General features: G+C 68.9%; 19 protein-coding genes. 15 read left to right on the top strand and 4 right to left on the bottom strand.

Translation table 11 applies throughout. From position 1 onward, the window contains the following. The first annotated feature begins 4 nt into the window (after positions 1 to 4). The 9 genes from EJP69_RS12480 to EJP69_RS12440 all read left to right on the top strand — a co-directional run bounded on the left by EJP69_RS12480 (position 5) and on the right by EJP69_RS12440 (position 6,796). Positions 5 to 1,333 carry an MFS transporter gene (locus EJP69_RS12480; RefSeq protein ID WP_176947578.1) on the top strand — a complete coding sequence of 443 codons (1,329 nt, stop codon included), beginning with the start codon at positions 5 to 7 and terminating at the stop codon, positions 1,331 to 1,333. Between the two features lie 3 nt (positions 1,334 to 1,336). Next, on the top strand, positions 1,337 to 2,080 hold the full coding sequence (locus tag EJP69_RS12475; protein WP_126470382.1) for a DUF2848 domain-containing protein: 744 nt from the start codon (positions 1,337 to 1,339) through the stop codon (positions 2,078 to 2,080). Next, complete coding sequence (locus EJP69_RS12470) at positions 2,077 to 3,429, top strand: amidase (RefSeq protein ID WP_126470380.1); 1,353 nt, start codon at positions 2,077 to 2,079, stop codon at positions 3,427 to 3,429. The genes EJP69_RS12475 and EJP69_RS12470 overlap by 4 nt, the downstream gene beginning before the upstream one ends. Positions 3,430 to 3,477: 48 nt before the next feature. Beyond that, a complete protein-coding gene (locus EJP69_RS12465) occupies positions 3,478 to 4,089 on the top strand; it encodes a GNAT family N-acetyltransferase (protein WP_126470378.1) in 612 nt (203 codons plus the stop codon). Then, positions 4,086 to 4,577, top strand: coding sequence for a GNAT family N-acetyltransferase (locus EJP69_RS12460; protein ID WP_126470376.1), 492 nt, complete (start codon positions 4,086 to 4,088; stop codon positions 4,575 to 4,577). Before EJP69_RS12465 ends, EJP69_RS12460 begins: the two co-directional genes overlap by 4 nt. A gap of 31 nt (positions 4,578 to 4,608) precedes the next feature. After that, positions 4,609 to 4,890: a DUF2277 domain-containing protein gene (locus EJP69_RS12455; protein WP_093205177.1), complete on the top strand. Its 282-nt coding sequence runs from the start codon at positions 4,609 to 4,611 to the stop codon at positions 4,888 to 4,890. 55 nt (positions 4,891 to 4,945) lie between these two features. Then, positions 4,946 to 5,635, top strand: coding sequence for a class I SAM-dependent methyltransferase (locus tag EJP69_RS12450; protein ID WP_126470374.1), 690 nt, complete (start codon positions 4,946 to 4,948; stop codon positions 5,633 to 5,635). A 77-nt stretch (positions 5,636 to 5,712) separates the two neighbouring features. Continuing rightward, positions 5,713 to 6,114 (top strand): GFA family protein, encoded by a 402-nt coding sequence (locus EJP69_RS12445; protein WP_093305723.1) that lies wholly within the window; start codon positions 5,713 to 5,715, stop codon positions 6,112 to 6,114. 55 nt (positions 6,115 to 6,169) lie between these two features. Continuing rightward, positions 6,170 to 6,796, top strand: coding sequence for a LysE family translocator (locus tag EJP69_RS12440; RefSeq protein WP_093205184.1), 627 nt, complete (start codon positions 6,170 to 6,172; stop codon positions 6,794 to 6,796). Positions 6,797 to 6,896: 100 nt separating this feature from the next. Here the strand turns inward: EJP69_RS12440 and EJP69_RS12435 are convergent, their stop codons facing one another. Continuing rightward, the gene (locus tag EJP69_RS12435; RefSeq protein WP_093205187.1) at positions 6,897 to 7,109 is read right to left on the bottom strand and encodes a thrombospondin type 3 repeat-containing protein; all 213 of its coding nucleotides are present in this window, start codon (positions 7,107 to 7,109) and stop codon (positions 6,897 to 6,899) included. Positions 7,110 to 7,388: 279 nt separating this feature from the next. On the opposite strand from EJP69_RS12435, the gene pbpC reads away from it, so the two are divergent. Beyond that, positions 7,389 to 9,647, top strand: a complete 2,259-nt coding sequence (gene pbpC / locus EJP69_RS12430) for a penicillin-binding protein 1C (RefSeq protein WP_126470372.1) — start codon at positions 7,389 to 7,391, stop codon at positions 9,645 to 9,647. 15 nt (positions 9,648 to 9,662) lie between these two features. Here pbpC and EJP69_RS12425 read toward each other — a convergent pair whose 3' ends face one another. Continuing rightward, positions 9,663 to 10,556, bottom strand: coding sequence for a LysR family transcriptional regulator (locus EJP69_RS12425; protein ID WP_093305729.1), 894 nt, complete (start codon positions 10,554 to 10,556; stop codon positions 9,663 to 9,665). Positions 10,557 to 10,905: 349 nt separating this feature from the next. On the opposite strand from EJP69_RS12425, the gene EJP69_RS12420 reads away from it, so the two are divergent. Further along, the gene (locus tag EJP69_RS12420; protein WP_093205194.1) at positions 10,906 to 11,586 is read left to right on the top strand and encodes a FadR/GntR family transcriptional regulator; all 681 of its coding nucleotides are present in this window, start codon (positions 10,906 to 10,908) and stop codon (positions 11,584 to 11,586) included. Beyond that, positions 11,586 to 12,878, top strand: a complete 1,293-nt coding sequence (locus EJP69_RS12415; protein ID WP_126470370.1) for a CynX/NimT family MFS transporter — start codon at positions 11,586 to 11,588, stop codon at positions 12,876 to 12,878. Before EJP69_RS12420 ends, EJP69_RS12415 begins: the two co-directional genes overlap by 1 nt. A gap of 16 nt (positions 12,879 to 12,894) precedes the next feature. Here EJP69_RS12415 and EJP69_RS12410 read toward each other — a convergent pair whose 3' ends face one another. Beyond that, complete coding sequence (locus tag EJP69_RS12410) at positions 12,895 to 13,686, bottom strand: hypothetical protein (protein ID WP_126470368.1); 792 nt, start codon at positions 13,684 to 13,686, stop codon at positions 12,895 to 12,897. Between the two features lie 55 nt (positions 13,687 to 13,741). On the opposite strand from EJP69_RS12410, the gene EJP69_RS12405 reads away from it, so the two are divergent. Continuing rightward, positions 13,742 to 14,380 (top strand): ABC transporter ATP-binding protein, encoded by a 639-nt coding sequence (locus EJP69_RS12405; protein ID WP_126470366.1) that lies wholly within the window; start codon positions 13,742 to 13,744, stop codon positions 14,378 to 14,380. Positions 14,381 to 14,389: 9 nt separating this feature from the next. Here the strand turns inward: EJP69_RS12405 and EJP69_RS12400 are convergent, their stop codons facing one another. Further along, positions 14,390 to 15,259: an oxidoreductase gene (locus EJP69_RS12400; protein WP_126470364.1), complete on the bottom strand. Its 870-nt coding sequence runs from the start codon at positions 15,257 to 15,259 to the stop codon at positions 14,390 to 14,392. Positions 15,260 to 15,376: 117 nt separating this feature from the next. On the opposite strand from EJP69_RS12400, the gene EJP69_RS12395 reads away from it, so the two are divergent. Together EJP69_RS12395 and EJP69_RS12390 are read left to right on the top strand one after the other, a co-directional pair. Further along, positions 15,377 to 16,306, top strand: coding sequence for a LysR family transcriptional regulator (locus tag EJP69_RS12395; protein ID WP_126470362.1), 930 nt, complete (start codon positions 15,377 to 15,379; stop codon positions 16,304 to 16,306). Between the two features lie 148 nt (positions 16,307 to 16,454). Continuing rightward, positions 16,455 to 18,686 (top strand): NADP-dependent isocitrate dehydrogenase, encoded by a 2,232-nt coding sequence (locus tag EJP69_RS12390; protein ID WP_126470360.1) that lies wholly within the window; start codon positions 16,455 to 16,457, stop codon positions 18,684 to 18,686. The last annotated feature ends 27 nt before the right edge of the window (positions 18,687 to 18,713 follow it).

Raw genomic sequence — 18,713 nt, 5'->3', positions numbered from 1 at the left:
TCCAATGACCGAACATGTTCTTCCCGCCGCGGGCTCCGCGGCACCCGGGCAGGCCGCGCCGGCCTCCGCGAAGATGGGCCGGCTGGCCATGGCCAGCTCCATCGGCACCACGCTGGAGTGGTACGACTTCACCGTCTACAACATCATGGCGGCGCTGGTCTTCAACGCGGTGTTCTTCCCCTCGTTCGACCCGCTCACCGGCACCATCCTCGCGTTCTCCACCTACGCGGTCGGCTACATCTCGCGCCCGCTGGGCGGCGTGGTGTTCGGCCACCTCGGCGACCGGCTGGGCCGGCGCTTCGTGCTGGTGGCCACGCTGGTCATCATGGGTGTCTCCACCGGCCTGATGGGCCTGCTGCCCACCTACGCGAGCTGGGGAATCTGGGCGCCCGTCGCGCTGGTGGCGCTGCGCTTCGTGCAGGGCGTGGCGCTCGGCGGCGAATGGGCCGGCGCGGTGCTGCTGTCGATGGAGCACGGCAAGCCCGACGAGCGCGGCCGCAACGCCTCGTTCACGCAGGTGGGCCCCTCGTGCGGCACGCTGATCGGCACCGGCTTCATCGCCGCCGTGTCGGCCTGGCTGAGCCCGGAAGACTTCCAGAGCTGGGGCTGGCGCATTCCCTTCATCTCCAGCGTGGCGCTGGTGCTCTTCGGCCTGTGGCTGCGCCGCGGCGTGGACGAAACGCCCGTCTTCCGCGAGATGGAGGAGAAGAAGTCCACCGCCAAGACGCCCATCAAGGAAGTGATCACTCAACACTGGCGCCGCTTGCTGGTGGCCGGCGGCTCGCGCATCGGCTCCGACGTGCTGTACGCGCTGGTGGTGGTGTTCACGCTGACCTACGTGACCACCGTGCTGCACCTGTCGCGCCCGCTGGCGCTCACCGCCACGATGATCGGCGCGGCCTGCAACGCGATCGCGGTGCCGTGGTTCGGCAGCCTGTCGGACCGCATCGGCCGCCGCCCGGTGTACATCGCCGGCGCGCTGCTGGGCATGGTGTGGGCCTTCGTGTTCTTCGTGCTGATGGACAGCGCGCACCCGGTCGCGATCTGCGCTGCGGTGGTGGTCGGCCTTCTTATCCACGCGATGATGTACGGCCCGCAGGCCGCCTTCGTCACCGAGCAGTTCCCCGGCCGCGTGCGCTACGCCGGCGCCTCGCTGGCCTACACGCTGGCGGGCATCGTGGGCGGCGGCTTCGCGCCGCTGATCATCGCGAGCCTGTTCAAGTCCTGGGGCAGCACGGTGGCCGTGTCGTTCTACGTGGTGGCCGCGCTGGGCGTGACGCTGATCGCCCTCGCGGTGGCCCGCGAAACCGCCAAGCGCCCGCTGGAGAGCTGATCGATGGCAAGCACGAGCAACACGAACACCAATTCCCGCCTGCGCTTCGCCTGCGAGAGCATCGCCGACGACGGCACCCGTTCCACGGCCCTGCACCTCCTCGCACCCCGCGCGCTGGTGGTGGCGGGCTGGACCGGCCGCGACATCGCGGCCATCGAGCACCACATCGAGGAGCTGGCCGCGCTCGGCGTGCCGCGCCCTTCGAGCGTGCCGCTGTACTACCGCGTGGCGGCCCAGCTGCTGACCCAATCTCCCGCCATCGAGGCGCTGGGCGACCAGAGCTCGGGCGAGGCCGAGCCGGTGCTGTTCTTCTCGCAGGGCGAGTGGTGGCTGAGCGTGGCCTCTGACCACACCGACCGCCACGTAGAGAGCTACTCGGTAGCCGTGTCGAAGCAGATGTGTGCCAAGCCCGTGGCCGAGACCGCATGGCGCTGGAGCGACGTGCAGGCGCACCAGGACACGCTCGAGCTGCGCTCGCGCATCCTGGAGGACGGCCGCTGGATCGACTACCAGCGCGGCACGCTCGCATCGATCCGCCCGCTGGCCGGACTGCGCGACGGCATGCCCGGCGCCGGCTCCGCGCCCGAAGGCCTCTTCATGACCTGCGGCACGCTGGGTGCGCTGCCCAACGCGAAGGGCGAAGGCATCCGGCCCGCCGCGCAGATGGAAATCGAACTGCACGACCCGAAGCTTCGGCGCCGCATCGTGCATCGCTATGCGGTGGAAGCACTGCCGGTGGTGGCATGACGATGAAGAACGGCAACACCATCAAGGCACTGCGCGATCGCATTGCGCGCGGCGAGCTCTCGCACGAGGCGCTGATCGACGAAGTGCTCGAAGCGGCCGAACAGCCTGCTGCACAGCATGTCTTCACGCGCCTCTACGCCGACGCGGCCCGCGCCGCCGCGCGCCATGCCGATGCCGCGCGCAAGGCAGGCATCGAACTCGGCCCGCTCGCCGGCCTGCCCGTTTCGGTGAAGGACCTGTACGACGTGGCCGGCGAAACCACCATGGCAGGCTCTGCCGTCTGCGCGGGCGAACCGCCGGCCGCGCACGATGCAGTTGCCGTGGCGCGGCTGCGCGCGCAGGGCGCGGCCATCGTCGGCAAGACCAACATGACGGAGTTCGCGTTCTCGGGCGTGGGCATCAACCCGCACTACGGCACGCCGCGCAATCCGGCCGATGTGGAGACGGCGCGCATTCCGGGCGGCTCTTCGTCCGGCGCGGCGGTGTCGGTGGCGCTGGGCCTCGCCGTGGCGGGGCTGGGCTCGGACACGGGCGGCTCCATCCGCATTCCCGCCGCGCTGTGCGGGCTGGTCGGCTTCAAGAGCACGCAGTCGCGGGTGCCGCGCACGGGCGCCTTCGAACTCGCGCGCTCGCTCGACACGGTGTGCGCCATGGCGCGCAGCGTGGAAGACTGCCTGATCGCCGATGCGGCCATTGCCGACTCGCCGCTCACGGTGCGCCGCCGCCCGCTGCAGGGCATGCGCCTGGCCGTGCCGCGCACGCTGATGTTCGACGACATCGAACCCGCTGTCGCGAAAGCCTTCGACCGCGCGCTGCAAGCTCTGTCGGCAGCGGGCGCGCAGATCGTCGACATCACCCTGGCCGAGCTCGCCGAGATCTCGACCGTCAACGCGCCCGGCGGCTTCTCGCCGGTGGAAGCTGCGGCCGTGCACCGCGAACGCTTCGCCGCGAAGCGCGACGGTTTCGACTCGCGCGTGGCCGCCCGCATCGCGCTCGGTACCGAGGTACGCGCCGCCGACTACATCGCCATGCAGGACCGCCGGCGCGACTGGATCGGCCGCGTCGAACGCGCCATCGAAGGCTTCGACGCGCTCGTGTGCCCGACCGTGCCGATCATCGCGCCGCCCGTCGCGGCGCTGGCGGAAGACGCGGCCTTCTTCAGGGCCAACGGCCTGCTGCTGCGCAACACCTTCGCGATCAACCTGCTCGACGGCTGCGCCTTCAGCCTGCCGTGCCAAGCGCCGGGCGAACTGCCGGTGGGCTTGATGCTGGCCTCGGTACGCGGCGACGACGCGCGGCTGGCGGCAGTGGCGCTGGCCGCCGAGCCGGTTCTGCAGCGCGCGGGTTGAGCTACGGCCCATGACGCCGCGCTGGCGTCATCGGCTATCGTGCGGCTCATGTCGCTAGTGCAATCGCAACCATCGCTCACCGGTCCCCGTCTACTGCTTCGCCCGCTGCTGGCTTCCGACGCCGCGGCACTCGTGGAGGCTGCCTCCGACGGCGAACTCTGGAAGCTGCCGTTCACCGTCGTGCCTTCCGCCGAAACGGTCGATGCCTACATCGGCAACGCCTTCGCGGGGCGTGAAGCCGGCACGGTGATGCCCTTCGCCACGGTGCTGCGCGAGACGGGCAAGGTCATCGGCTCCACGCGCTTCTGGAAGATCGACCGCGTCAACCGCAAGCTGGAAATCGGCAGCACCTGGATCTCGGCCTCGTGGCAGAAGACCTTCGTGAACACCGAGGCCAAGCTGCTGATGCTGCGCTACGCCTTCGAGGAGCTGCAGTGCGTGCGCGTGCAGCTCACCACCGACGAGATCAATGCAAAGTCGCGTGCCGCCATATTGCGGCTGGGCGCAAAGCAGGAAGGCATCGTGCGCAACGAGCGCATCATGCCGGACGGCCGCAAGCGCAATTCGGTGCGCTTCAGCATCATCGACGACGAGTGGCCCGAGGTGAGGCGGAACCTCGAAGCGCGACTGGCCACGACAGCACAGGGGCCCACGGGATGAATTGCACCGTAGAGCCCACGGCCGAGCCCCACTTCGAAAGCCTGCACCGGGCTCTCGACGTCGTCGCTCGCGAGCAGAAGTACCTCGCGCTGACGCAGGCGCCGCCCCTGGCGCAGTCGATCGACTTCTACCGCGGCCTGATCGCCGGCGGCTTTCCGCACTTCGTGGCGCTCGACGGCGACCGGGTGGTCGGATGGTGCGACGTGTCGCCGGTGTTCGGCCACTCGCGCGCCCATGTCGGCGTCCTGGGCATCGCGCTGCTGCCCGAGGCGCGCGGCCGGGGCCTGGGCAGGCGGCTGCTGCAGGCGGCCATCGACAAGTCGTGGGAACGCGGGCTGACGCGCATCGAGCTTTCGGTGCGCACCGACAACGCCAATGCCAGGGCGCTCTACGAGCGGCTCGGCTTCGAGCACGAGGGCCTGCTGCGCCGCACCACGCTCGTCGACGGCAACTACCACGACTCCTACGCGATGGCCCTGCTTCGCTAGACTGGGCAGCGTCGTCGACTGGAGAGCGCCCATGTGCCGCAGCATCAAGACCCTCTACAACTTCGAGCCGCCCGCCACCGAACAGGAAATCCGCGCCGCCGCGCTGCAGTTCGTGCGCAAGCTCAGCGGTTTCAGCGTGCCGTCTAAGGCCAATGAAGAGGCCTTCGGCCTAGCGGTCGACGAAGTGGCCGCCACCGCCGCGCGGCTGATCGACTCGCTGGTCACCACGGCCGAGCCACGCGACCGCGCCGTGGAGGCGGAGCGCGCAAAAGCCCGTGCCGCCATCCGCTTCGGCAGCGACAGGGCCGCATGACACGGGCTTGACCCCTGGTGCCGATGGCACCCGACTCGCGTGCCATCATCTTCGGATGAGCAACAACACTCCACATAGCGCATTCAGCACCTCGGACGCAGTCGCCAAATACGCCGAAGGCCCCAAGCGCAACGTGCCCGGATACAGCGGCCTGTTGCCGATGACGCGCATCCTGCTAGCCGAACACGTGCCCCGCGAAGGCCGGGTGCTGGTGGTCGGCGCCGGCGGCGGCCTGGAAGTCGAGGACCTCGCGCAGGCCAACCCAGCATGGACGATCGACGGTGTCGATCCGAGCGGGCCGATGCTGGAACTCGCGGCGCAGAGGCTGGGCCCGCTGATGTCCCGCGTGGCATTGCACGAAGGCTATGTGCAGGACGCTCCCGCGGGCCCTTTCGATGGCGCCACCTGCCTGCTGACCCTCCACTTCGTGCCGCGCGACCAGCGGCTGCCGACGGCGAAGGAAATCCACCGCCGCCTGAAGCCGGGCGCGCCCTTCGTCATGGCGCAGCTCAGCGTGGAAGACGGCCCGGGCGAGCGCGAAACCTGGATGTCGCGGTACGCGGCCTTTCTCGTCGCATCGGGCTCCGATCCGCGCCAGGCGGCGGCAACCCGTGAGAAGGTCGAGAAGGAGCTGACGATCCTGTCGCCGGCGCAGGACGAGGCCATGCTGCGCGACGCGGGGTTCAGCGACATCCGCCTCTTCTTCACCGGATTCACCTTCAGGGGCTGGGTCGCCCGCGCATGACGCATGACCACAGCGCAGCGCTGCCGCGCGGCCTTTGATATGGTGCTTTCCAGCACCACCATGCGAATTCCGAGCGTATGAAAAAGACCTATACAGGAGGCTGCCACTGCGGCGCCGTGAGATTCGAGGCCGACATCGACCTGAGCCTGGGCACCCTGCGCTGCAACTGCTCGATCTGCACCCGGACCCGCTTCTGGCCCGCCATCGTCGCGACCGATGCCTTCCGGCTGATCGAAGGAGAATCCGAACTCAGCGAGCAGATGCTCGACACCCGCAACAGCCACTACATCGTCTGCAGGCATTGCAGCGTGCGCTCCTTCGGCGTGGGTCACTCGCCCGAGACCGGCGCGAGCGCCTATGGCGTGAACGTGACCTGCCTGGACGACGTGGACCTCGACGACCTTGCCCGCTCGCCGATCAGCTACGTGGACGGACACCGCGGCACCTGGCACATCGCGCGCACGGCCATCGGCATCTGACGACGAGAATCGCTTTCCGCAACAACCACCATCCGACCATCTGGAGACAAAGCACATGCCCATCGAACTCTGGCTCGCCTTCGTCGCGGCCTCCGCCGTCATGCTGATCATTCCGGGGCCGACCATCCTCACGGTGATCAGCTACTCGATGTCGCACGGGCGCCGCGCCAACCTGCCGCTGGTGGCCGCGGTCGCGCTGGGCGACTCGACGGCGCTGGTGGTGTCGCTGCTGGGGCTGGGCGCGCTGCTCGCCACCTCGGCCTTCTGGTTCACTGTGGTGAAGTGGGTGGGCGGGCTGTACCTGCTGTACCTCGGCATCAAGCTGCTGCGCGCGGGCATCTCGTCGGCCGAGATCGCCACGCCGGCCGCGCCCGCCTCGCGGCTGCGCCTGTTCGCCAACACCTACCTGGTGACTGCGCTGAACCCCAAGGGCATCGTGTTCTTCGTGGCTTTCCTGCCGCAGTTCATCAGCCCGGCCGCCGACGTGACGCGCCAGCTCTGGGTGCTGGCCGTGACCTTCGTGGTGCTGGCCGCGACCAACGCCACGTTGTACGCGGTGTTCGCGGGATCGGCGCGCAGGCTGCTCTCGTCGCCGCGCGCGCAGCGGCGCTTCAACTTCGCGGGCGGCTCGCTGCTGAGCGCGGCCGGCGTCTGGGCGCTGATGGCGCGCCGGCCGGGCTGAAGAACACCCGAACACCCGCGCCGCCTCGTCAGGAAAGAAAAAGGGCCGCGAAGCGCAATGCTTCGCGGCCCTTTTCTGTTGTGCCACTGATCAAGCGCGATCAGTAGCGGTACGGGTTGTTGGGGCTGCGGTCGTAGCGGTTGGGAACGCCGTCGTTGTCGCGGTCCCTGTCGTAGCGGTTCGGCACGCCGTCGCGGTCGCGATCGCCGTAGCCATAGTGCGGGCGCGGCGGCGGCGGGCGGTCGTAGGGTGCGACCACGCAGCCGGCCAGGATGGCCGATGCGGCCAGCAGGATCGCCAGTGTCTTCGTCATGCGAGTTCTCCTTGGAGTGTTTGTGAAACCGGGGTTCGCCTCCTGCGAGCCGGTAGTGCATTGAAGTCCACGCCGGTACGCGTCGGGTTTCCACATTGAAGCCCTCGCGTGAAGTTCGTTACCGGATGTGGTCCCGACTTGAACTCTGACCCGTGGCCGCGCCGCGGCAAGGCGGCCGGTGGCGCATTGCGCGGTAGGCGAGGTTCCCGTGGTGCGTCGCCGAGGGAGAATGCCGGCACCCGAGCTTTTGCTTTTGGATACCGGTTTTCTTTTCTTCCGATGCAGTCCGCGCCCTTCTTTTTCTCCCGCAAGACCCTCGCAGCCCTGCTGATCGTCGCGGCATGGTCGCACCCGGCCCGGGCCGTGGTGAGCTTCGAGGAAGTGAAGCGCGACTTCCGCTCCTCCGACACCGCCGTGCTCGACCGCAACGGCGAGCTGCTGCAACGCGTGCGCACCGACCCCACCGTGCGGCGCGGCCAGTGGACCGCGCTGGCCGACGTGTCGCCCGCGCTGCGCACGGCCATGGTGCTGAGCGAGGACAAGCGCTTCTACGAGCACAGCGGCATCGACTGGCGCGCGGTCTCGGCCGCCGCATGGGGCAACCTCTGGAACACGCGTACGCGCGGCGCATCGACCATCACGATGCAGCTGTCGGGCCTGCTCGACGAAGACCTGCGCCGCAATTCGGGCGGGCGCAGCTTCACGCAGAAGATCGGGCAGACGGTGGCGGCCGCGCAGCTGGAGCGCAACTGGCGCAAGGACCAGATCCTGGAGGCGTACCTCAACACCGTGCCGTTCCGCGGCGAGATCGTCGGCATCGACGCGCTCTCGCGCACGCTCTTCGGCAAGGCCCCCAGCGGCCTCGATGCGCGCGAGGCCAGCGTGGCGGCGGCGCTGGTGCGCGCGCCGAACGCCAAGCCCGCGGTGGTGGCCCAGCGCGCCTGCGAGGTGCTGCGCACGATGGAGCCGCAGCAGAAGACAGACTGCGAGGCGCTCGACATGTTCACCAGCGCGGCCGTGCAGCGCCGGGCCTTCGAGCCGAACGAGGGCATCGCGCCGCATGCTGCGCGCCGGGTGCTGCGCGAGATCCGGGACGCGAACGCGGCTGCTCCCGTTGCAACCGTCGCCGCCCCCCCGTCGAAAGGCAGGGAGAAGGAATCCGGCGTGCGCACCACGCTGCGCGCATCCCTGCAGCGCTTTTCGCTCGACACCCTGCAGCGCCACCTGCGCGAGCTGCGCGACCGCCACGTGGAAGACGGCGCACTCGTCGTGCTCGACAACGCGACGGGCGAGGTGCTCGCCTGGGTCGGCTCCTCCGGCCCGCTGAGCCAGGCGGCCGAGGTCGACGGCGTCACCGCGCTGCGCCAGCCCGGCTCCACGCTCAAGCCGCTGCTCTACGCGCAGGCGATCGCCGAGCGGCGCATCACGGCGGCTTCGCTCATCGAGGACTCGTCGGCGCAGATCAGCACCGCCAGCGGCCTCTACATTCCGCAGAACTACGACCGGCGCTTCAAGGGCCCGGTGTCGGCGCGCACGGCGCTGGCCGCATCGCTCAACGTGCCCGCGGTGCGCACGCTGGTGATGGTGTCGCCCGAGGCCTTCGCGCGCGAACTGCGCGCCGCGGGCCTGCCGCTGCGCGAGAGCGGCGACTACTACGGCTACAGCCTCGCGCTCGGCAGCGCGGAGGTGTCGCTGCTGTCGCTCACCAACGCCTACCGCATGCTGGCCAATGGCGGGCGCTACGGCGCGACGACGCTGACGGCGCTGCCACCCGCCAAGCCGGCGGACAGGAACAAGACGCCTGCTCCGCCGCTGCTCGATCCGCGCGCCGCCTTCATCGTCGGCGACATCCTCTCCGACCCCAACGCGCGCACGCGCACATTCGGGCTCGACAGCATTCTTTCCACCCGCTTCTGGACGGCCGTGAAGACCGGCACCAGCAAGGACATGCGCGACAACTGGGCCGTGGGCTGGTCGCAGCGCTACACGGTGGGCGTGTGGGTGGGCAACGCCAGCGGCGAATCGATGTGGGACGTGAGCGGCACCAGCGGCGCCGCGCCGGTGTGGGCCGAGGTGATGCGCTTCCTGCACTCGCGCGAACCGAGCCGCGCGCCCGCGCCGCCGCCGGGCCTTGTCGAGACGCGCGTGAGCTTCGGACCGGGCGCCGACGGCAACCCGCTCGAAGCGGCGCGCAGCGAATGGTTCCTGCAGGGCACCGAGCAGCCGCTCTTCGCGCTCGACACCGGCATGGCGACCGACGCCGCCCCGGCGCGCATCACCGCGCCGGCCGACGGCACCATCATCGCGCTCGACCCCGACATCCCGCCGCAGCGCCAGCGCGTGCGCTTCGACTCGGAAGGCCGCGGCGTGCAGTGGCGCGTCGACGGCAAGCCGCTGGCGCGCGGCAACACCGTGCAATGGTTTCCCTGGCCGGGGCGGCATGTGATCGAACTGGTGGACGCGAGCGGCAAGGTGGTCGACCAGCGCAGGCTGGAGGTGCGCGGTGCGGGCGTGGTGGCGAAGAACACCCGGCGCTGAGGCCGTCGGCGGGCTTCAGGCCGACCTGAAGACGGCCAGGAAGTAGTCGACGAAGGTCTTGATCTTCGGCGTGTTGCGACGCGCGGGCAGGTAGCTCAGGTCGATGTCGTGCGGCTTCAGCGCCAGCGACGGCAGCACCGGCACCAGCGTCGCGCCGTCGATCTGCGGCCGCGCCAGCGACACCGGCAGCAGCGCGATGCCACGAGCCGACAGCGCCAGCCGCAGGACCATCTCGGGGTCGTCGGAGCGGAACACGCTTTCCACGCGCATCTGGTGCGTCTTCTCGACGGTCGCGAGGCTGATCTCGCGCTTGCGCCCACCGGCATCGGTGGTCAGGAAGCGATGCGCGGCCAGGTCGGGCAGGCCCTGCACAGGGGCGTGCCGCGCGAGGTACGCCGGCGCGGCGCACAGCATGAGCGGCTCCTGCTTCAGGTGGCGCACCACCAGCTCGTCGCTGCCCTCGCGCCCGCAGCGGATGGCCACATCGGCTCCGTCGTGGAACAGGTCCGCGCGGTCCCTGCCGGTCTCGACCGTCACTTCGAGCCGCGGGTAGGCGGTCATGAAGGCCGGGAGGTGGTTCATCAGCAGCTCCCTGCCGTAGTAGTGCGGCACGGCGATGCGCAGCCGCCCGGTGACCGCATCGCCTTCCGACGACAGGTCGAGCATGACGTCGTCGAGGATGGTCAGTGCGTGCTGGGCCGCCGCGAGGAACTCGCGGCCCTCCTCGGTCAGCGCGAAGCGGGTGGCGCCGCGATGCAGCAGCAGATGCCCGACGGTGGCTTCGAGTCTCTGGAGCTGGCGCGACGCGGAAGCCTTGGGGACGTTCAGCACCTCGGCCGCCGGAGTCAAGCCTCCGAGCTGCGCGGCCTTGGTGAAGAGCCGCACGTCCGACAAAGAAAAGTCCTTCATTTCGCTTCGACGGGGGTCCGTTTTTTCTTGCTCTCCCTGAACGCTCCGTCCAGCGGTCGGGGAAGGGAGTGCCGAACCACGGAGCAGGACAACTTGCGGATTCACAAGCTACCTTTAGTTTCATTCTCTGACAGGACGCCTCGGGCAGGCAACACTTTGGGTAACACCTGCCGAATGCAGGGAAAAATTCACCTTATCGGCAGAAATCCGCGATATCGCCTTGCAAACCACCTCGTAGAGGGGTTGCGGTTTTTTGTAAGAGCACTGCCCGAATCGGCCGCCGGATGTACAGTCCGGGCTCTGTTTGGCGACAAAATTCGTCCAATCATTGAATGACCAGGCTCACCCGATGCTCGCCCAAGCTCCCCGCACTTCCCTTGCAGACACCGCCGCCGACAGCATCCGCGCCGAAATCTCCGCCGGCCGCTGGGCCGTCGGCTCCCGCATTCCGATCGAGCCGCAACTCGCGCAGCTGCTGGGCGTGAGCCGGGGCACGGTGCGCGAGGCGGTCAAGACGCTGGTGTCGCGCGGCCTGCTCGAAGTGCGCCAGGGCTCGGGCACCTATGTTCGCTCCGGCTTCGATCCCTCGTCCAGCCTGCAGAAGATGCGCCTGGCCAGCCTGCGCGACCAGTTCGAGGTGCGCCAGGCGCTCGAAGTGGAAGCCGCCCGGCTCGCGGCGGTGCGCCACACGGCGCGCGACCTGCGCCGCCTGCACACCCTGCTCGACAGGCGCGGCGTGCCCGACGAGGCCGACAACGGCGCGGCCTTCATCGAGCGCGACCTCGCGTTCCATCTGGCCATCGTCGACGTATCGGGCAATCTCGCGCTGGCCGAGACCTGCCGCTTCGTCACCGGCTACATCAAGGAAACCATCGCCAGCTCGATGACGGGCAACACCCTGCCCGAGCCCGACGAGGCCGCGCACCGCGCCATCGTCGAAGGCATCGCCAGCCGCAACCCCGAGACGGCCGCCGCCGCCGTGCGCGCCTTCATGGCACCGATGATCAGCGCGCTGGCGCTGGGCACGTGATGAGCACGGCCACCGCCGCCACGGCGCGTCATTCCGGCGACGAACTGCTGATCGACGCCGAAGCCGACACCCTGCCCGTTCCGCGCCCGACGCCGGCGCCCACCCTCGCGCGCCGCATCCTGCTCGGCGCCAGCGTGGTGCTGATCGCCTTCAACCTGCGCCCGGTGTTCGCCAGCCTCTCGGTGGTGCTGCCGGAAATCATCAAGGCCACGGGCCTTTCCGCCACCGCGGCGAGCCTGCTGACCACGCTGCCGATCGTCTGCCTCGGCGTTTTCGCGCCGCTCGCGCCCGGCCTGGGCCGCCGCTTCGGCACCGAGCGCACGCTGCTCGGCTGCATGGTGCTGATCCTGGTCGGCACGGTGCTGCGCGGCACCGGCAACATCCCGCTGCTGTTTCTGGCCTCGGCCATCGCGGGCAGCGGCATCGCGGTGTCGAACGTGCTGCTCTCGGGCCTGGTGAAGCGCGACTTCGCCTCGCAGGCGGCGCTGATGATGGGCCTGTACACCATGGCCGTGTGCGGCGGCGCGGCCAGTGCAGCCGGCCTCACGGTGCCCATCGAGCACGCGCTGGGCGGCGGCTGGACCATGGCGCTCGCGATGTGGGCACTGCCGGCCGCGCTGGTCACGCTGATCTGGGCACCGCAGGCGCTGCCGCTGAAGCCGGTGCCGAGCGAGTCGGGCTTCACCGTGCGCGGCCTGTGGCGCGACCGCCTGGCCTGGCAGGTCACCTTCTTCATGGGCCTGCAGTCCGCCCTCGCCTACATCGTGATGGGATGGCTCGCGCCGATCCTGCGCGAGCGCGGGCTGGGCAGCGAAACCGCGGGCTACGTGGTGTCTCTGTCGGTCATGACGCAGGTGGTCACCTGCCTCGTGGTGCCGGCGCTGGCGGTGAAGCTGCGCAACCAGCGCGGCCTCGCCGTCGCGCTGGCGATGCTCACGGTGGGCGCGATGCTGGCGATGCTGTTCGCGCCGCTGGATGGCGTGTTCGGCGTGTGGGCCTGGGCCGTGCTGCTGGGCATCGCGCAGGGCGGCACCTTCGCGCTGGCGCTCACGATGATCGTGCTGCGATCGCCCGATTCGCATGTGGCCGCGCATCTCTCGGGCATGGCGCAGGGCGTGGGCTACATGGTGGCGGCCTTCGGCCCGCTGGTGGCCGGCCTGCTGCACGGCTGGACGGGGAGCTTCCGCGCCTCGTCGTGGCTCTTCATCGGGCTGGGCGTGGCGCTCGTGATCGCGGGGATGGGCGCGGGCCGCACGATGCACGTTGGCACGACGACGGTGCCGCGGCACTGAAGCGCAGGACGTCTGCCTACTGCGGCCCGCCGCAGAAACCCGCGCGCTCGGTGGTCTTCGCGGTGAACAGCACGCGCGTGGTGGTCGCGGCGCTGCGCGGCTCGTTCTGCGGCCACTCGGTCTGCACCCAGGTGTATTGCCAGTCGTAGGGCGCGCCGGGCTTGAATGTCTCGCCGTAGGCGATGCGCAGGCTGCCGAAGCTCTCGTCGTGGCAGTGCTTCGAGGTCTTGTATTCCTTCTCGCTGAAGCAGGCGCGGATCATCTTGGAGCACGAGAACGGGATGTCCTCCTGTACCGCCTTGCCGCCTTCGAGCGGCACGAAATCGGCGGTGTCGAACGAGGCGCCGCCGCCGGAGTAGCCCTCCGACACGGTCTGCAGCACCGCAGCCGCCCACTTGCCTTCGGCCAGCGGATAGAGCGCCGGCGCGAGCGAGAGGCGCGCCTCGGACCGGCTGGCGTCGTTGTCTTTCTTCAGGGCCTGCGCATAGTCGGAGAAATCATGGAGACGATCGAGCTGCCAGCCCTTCGCGTCGCCGGCATCTCGCCTGACTCGCGCCATGGCCAGCGGCTCGGCGGAGAGCACCACGTAGTTGCCGGGCGCGGCGTTGCGCGGACGGTAAAGGCCCAGCTGCTGCGCGTTGCAGGGCTGCGGCAACAATGCGCACAGGCGCGTGCGCCATTGCGCATCGAGCGAATCGGGCTTCTTCACCGCATCGAACACCTGCGCCGACGGCGCGGAAAGATCGGGAGCGGCAAGCACCGGGGCGGCGAATGACAGCAGGGCGAGCAGGCACGGCAGTTTTCTCATGGAGCCGGATGGTAGCCACCGGCGGGGCGCCTGGTTGATAAAGTCGCACGCGACCATGAATCCTTCTTCTCCCGCCCTTCTCCGGATCGACGCGCTGAGCTTCGCCTACCCCGACCAACCGCCGCTGGTGTCTGGCTGGAATGCATCCATCGGCCCGGGCGTCACGCTGCTCTATGGCGATACCGGTACCGGCAAGTCGGCGCTGCTCCAGGTGATCGCCGGCATGCTGCCCGCTTCTTCCGGCCGGTTGGCGGTGGCGGGAGCGACCCTCGACACCGCGCCCGAGGCATACCGCCGCCAGGTGTTCTTCGTCGACCCCGTGACCGACCGCTTCGACCAGCTCACGGCCCGCGAATGCACCGCTTCGCTCGCCGAGGGCGACGCGGGTTTCAACGAAGCGAAGTGGCAGGCCATTGCCGAGGGCTTCTCGCTGGCGCCGCACCTCGACAAGAAGATGTTCATGCTCTCGACCGGCTCGAAGCGCAAGGTGTGGATGGCGGCCGGGCTCGCGTCGGGCCGGCCGCTCGTGCTGCTCGACGAGCCCACGGCCGGGCTCGACATGCCGTCGACGCGCTGCCTTTGGAGCACGCTTTCCGGCTTCGATGGGCAGCAGGGCCGGGCAGTCATCGTGGCCAGTGCGGCGCGCATCGACACCGTGCCGCTCGCGGCCACCATCGAACTGCCCCTCGCCTGAAGCCCGTCTTCAGGTCGCGTCGAAGTTCGTGCTGCGGCTCACGGACTCCCAGGCTTCCATGTCCTTGAGCATCGCCTGCGCATGGGCGCGCACGGCGTCGACCGAATCGTCGCCGAGCTGCAGGCGAAGCGGCGTGTGCTCGGCGTCCAGTGCCTTCTCGATGGCCACCGCGGCCTTGCGCGGATCGCCGGCCTGCGTGTTGTGCATGCTGTGCGCGAACTCGCGGGTGGCGCCCACCACCGGCTGGTAGGCCTCGATCACGGGCATGTGGCGCATGCCGCTGCCCGCGAGCTGGGTGCGGAACTGGCCCGGCTCGACGATCAGCACCTTGATGCCGAAGGGCGCCACTTCCTGCGCCAGCGCTTCCGAGGCGCCTTCCAGCGCGAACTTGGAGGCAGAGTAGGCGCTGAAGCCCGAGAACGACAGCTGCCCGCCCAGGCTGGAGATGTTGACGATGGCGCCCGACTTCTGCGCGCGCAGCACCGGCAGCGCGGCGCGGGTAACGGCCATGGCGCCGAAGAAATTGGTGTTCATCAGCGCGCGCAGTTCGGCGTCGGGCGTCTCCTCGAGCGCGCCGACCACGCCGTAGCCTGCGTTGTTGACCAGCACCTCGATGCGGCCGAAGCGCTCGACCGCGGCCTGCACGGCGGCTTCGGCCGCGCCGGCCGCGTCCACGTCGAGCGGCGTGGCCAGCACACGGTCGGGCGCCAGCGCCACGAGGTCGGCGAGCCGGGCGGCGTCGCGGGCGGTGGCGACGACGTTGTGGCCCTGCGCCAGCGCATGTTCGGCGAAGGCGTGGCCGAAGCCGGAGGCGGCGCCGGTGATGAACCAGGTCTTGCGGGCCCGGGCTTGCGAAGCGTTGTTGGCGGTGGTGGTCATGAGGCTTGCTCCTTGAGGGTTGATGGGTTGCCGTGAAGGCATGGCGTGACTGTTCCATCAACCGCATTCATCGACTAGACGGTTCAAATCGAATGCACCTTGCGATACGATGCATGAATGGACCGCACCCTGCTCCCGCACCTGGCCATCGTGCTTGCGGTGCACCGGCGCGGCGGTTTCGCCGCCGCCGCGGCCGAACTGGGCATGAGCGCCTCGGCCGTGAGCCATGCAGTGCGCGCCGTCGAGGACCACCTGGGCCAGCCGCTTTTCGCGCGCACCACCCGCAGCGTGCGGCTCACCGAGGCCGGCGTCGGCTTCATTGCCATGCTGGCGCCCGCCATGGGCGAGATCGCCGACGCGGTCGACCGTTTCGGCGAATCGTCGGGGCGCGTGGGCGGCGTGCTGCGCATCAACGCGCCGCACGTGGCGCTGCCGCTGGTCATGACGCCGCTGGTGGCCGAGATGTCGCGCCGCCACCCCGAATTGGTAATAGAGATCACCTGCGACGACGGCCTGGCCGACATCGTGGCCAGCGGCCATGACGCCGGCGTGCGGCTGGGCCACACCGTGGCCCAGGACATGGTGGCCGTGCGGCTCACCCCGCCCTTCCAGGCCATCATGGTGGCCACGCCGCGCTACCTGGAACTGGCCGGCGAGCCGCGCGACATCGAGGCGCTGCAGCAGCACAACTGCATCGGATTCCGCTTCGTCACCTCTGGCGGCGTCTACGCCTGGGACCTGCGCGACGAGGGCGGCGCCCACGTCTCGGTCGAGGTGCCTGGCACGGTGCGCGTCACCGATGCGCTCTACGCCCGGGAGCTGGCGCTGGCCGACGTGGGCATCGCCTACATCTTCGAGCCGCTGGTGCGCGCCGAGCTGCGCGAGGGCCGCCTTCGCCGGCTGCTGCCGCGCTCGGCCTTCGAGGAGCCGGGGCTGTTCCTGTACTTTCCGCGCCGCGCCGCCCAGGCGCCCAAGCTGCGCGCCTTCGTCGACCTGGCCCGTGAAATGCTCGAAAAAGAGGCATCCGGCCAGCCGGAACCCCGTTAAGACGCGCTTCGCGCCGGGGGCTTCGCAACCCGCATGGCGAAACCCGGTCCCGGCGGGCGACAATCGGGGATTCCGGGAAAAAGCGGGCTACCGCCCGACAGCCGGAAGTTCCAGCCACCCCGACAACCAGGATCTACGGAAGAAGCGCATGAGCTCGAAGCAACCAACCATCGTCTACACCCTTACCGACGAGGCGCCCCTGCTGGCGACCTACGCGTTTCTGCCCATCATCCGCGCCTTCACGAACCCGGCCGGCATCAACGTGGCAACCAGCGACATCTCGGTGGCGGCGCGCATCCTGGGCGAGTTCCCCGAGCTGCTGAGCGACGACCAGAAAGTGCCGGACAACCTGGCCGAACTGGGCAAGCTCACGCTCAAGCCCGAAGCCAACATCATCAAGCTGCCCAACATCAGCGCCTCGGTCGCCCAGCTCAAGGCCGCCATCAAGGAACTGCAAGGCAAGGGCTACAAGATCCCCGACTACCCCGAGAACCCGACCACGGACGAGGACAAGGACATCCGCGCGCGCTACAACAAGTGCACCGGCAGCGCCGTGAACCCCGTGCTGCGCGAAGGCAACTCCGACCGCCGCGCACCCAAGGCCGTCAAGGAATACGCCCGCAAGAACCCGCACAGCATGGCCGACTGGAGCCAGGCATCGCGCTCGCACGTCTCGCACATGCACGGCGGCGACTTCTATCACGGTGAGAAGTCCATGACGCTGGACCGCGCGCGCAACGTCAAGATGGAGCTGCTGACCAAGAGCGGCAAGACCATCGTGCTCAAGCCCAAGGTCGCCCTGCTCGACCGCGAGGTCATCGACTCCATGTTCATGAGCAAGAAGGCGCTGCTGGCCTTCTATGAAAAGGAAATCGAAGACGCGCGCAAGACCGGCGTGATGTTCTCGCTGCACGTCAAGGCCACCATGATGAAGGTCTCGCACCCCATCGTGTTCGGCCACTGCGTGAAGATCTTCTACAAGGAAGCCTTCGAGAAACACGGCAAGCTGTTCGACGAACTGGGCATCAACGTCAACAACGGCATGGTCGACCTCTACAACAAGATCGCCACGCTGCCGCAGAGCACGCAGGACGAGATCAAGCGCGACCTGCACGCCTGCCACGAGAACCGCCCCGAGCTCGCGATGGTCGACTCGGCCAAGGGCATCACCAACTTCCACTCGCCCAACGACGTGATCGTGGACGCCTCCATGCCCGCGATGATCCGCAACGGCGGCAAGATGTGGGGCGCCGACGGTCGCCTGAAGGACGTGAAGGCCGTGATGCCCGAATCGACCTTCGCCCGCATCTACCAGGAGATGATCAACTTCTGCAAGTGGCACGGCGCCTTCGACCCCAAGACCATGGGCACCGTGCCCAACGTCGGCCTGATGGCGCAGAAGGCCGAGGAATACGGTTCGCACGACAAGACCTTCGAGATCCCCGAAGACGGCGTTGCCAACATCACCGACCTGGACACCGGCGAAGTGCTGATGAGCGAAGACGTGGAGAAGGGCGACATCTGGCGCATGTGCCAGGTCAAGGACGCCGCGATCCGCGACTGGGTGAAGCTGGCCGTCAACCGCGCGCGCAACTCCGGCATGCCGGTGGTCTTCTGGCTCGACGCGTACCGTCCGCACGAGGCACAGCTGATCACCAAGGTCAAGATGTACCTGCACGAGCACAACACCACGGGCCTGGACATCCAGATCATGAGCCAGGTGCGCGCCATGCGCTACACGCTGGAGCGCGTGGTCCGCGGCCTGGACACCATCAGCGCCACCGGCAACATCCTGCGCGACTACCTGACCGACCTGTTCCCCATCATGGAACTGGGCACCTCGGCCAAGATGCTGTCGATCGTGCCGCTGATGGCCGGCGGCGGCATGTACGAGACCGGCGCGGGCGGCTCGGCTCCCAAGCACGTGCAGCAGCTGGTGGAAGAAAACCACCTGCGCTGGGACTCGCTGGGTGAATTCCTCGCGCTGGCCGTGAGCCTGGAAGACCTGGGCCTGAAGACGAACAACAAGAAGGCCGCCATCCTGGCGAAGACGCTGGACACCGCCACCGGCAAGCTGCTCGACAACAACAAGAACCCCTCGCCCAAGACCGGCCAGCTCGACAACCGCGGCAGCCAGTTCTACCTGGCGATGTACTGGGCGCAGGAACTGGCCGCGCAGACCGACGACAAGGAACTGCAGGCAGCCTTCGTGAAGCTGGCCGAGACGCTCACCGCCAACGAGCAGAAGATCGTCGACGAACTCACCGCCGTGCAGGGCAAGGCCGTGGACATCGGCGGCTACTACCTGGCCGACCCCGCCAAGTTCGAAGCCGTGATGCGTCCGAGCGCAACGCTCAACGCGGCGCTGGCTTCGGCATAAGAAGGCCGGTCGACATCGTGCGGGTGG

It is taken from the genome of Variovorax gossypii (genome assembly GCF_003965815.1).
GTDB classification, from domain to species: domain Bacteria; phylum Pseudomonadota; class Gammaproteobacteria; order Burkholderiales; family Burkholderiaceae_C; genus Variovorax; species Variovorax gossypii.
This window is presented reverse-complemented; position numbering and strand designations above follow the sequence as displayed.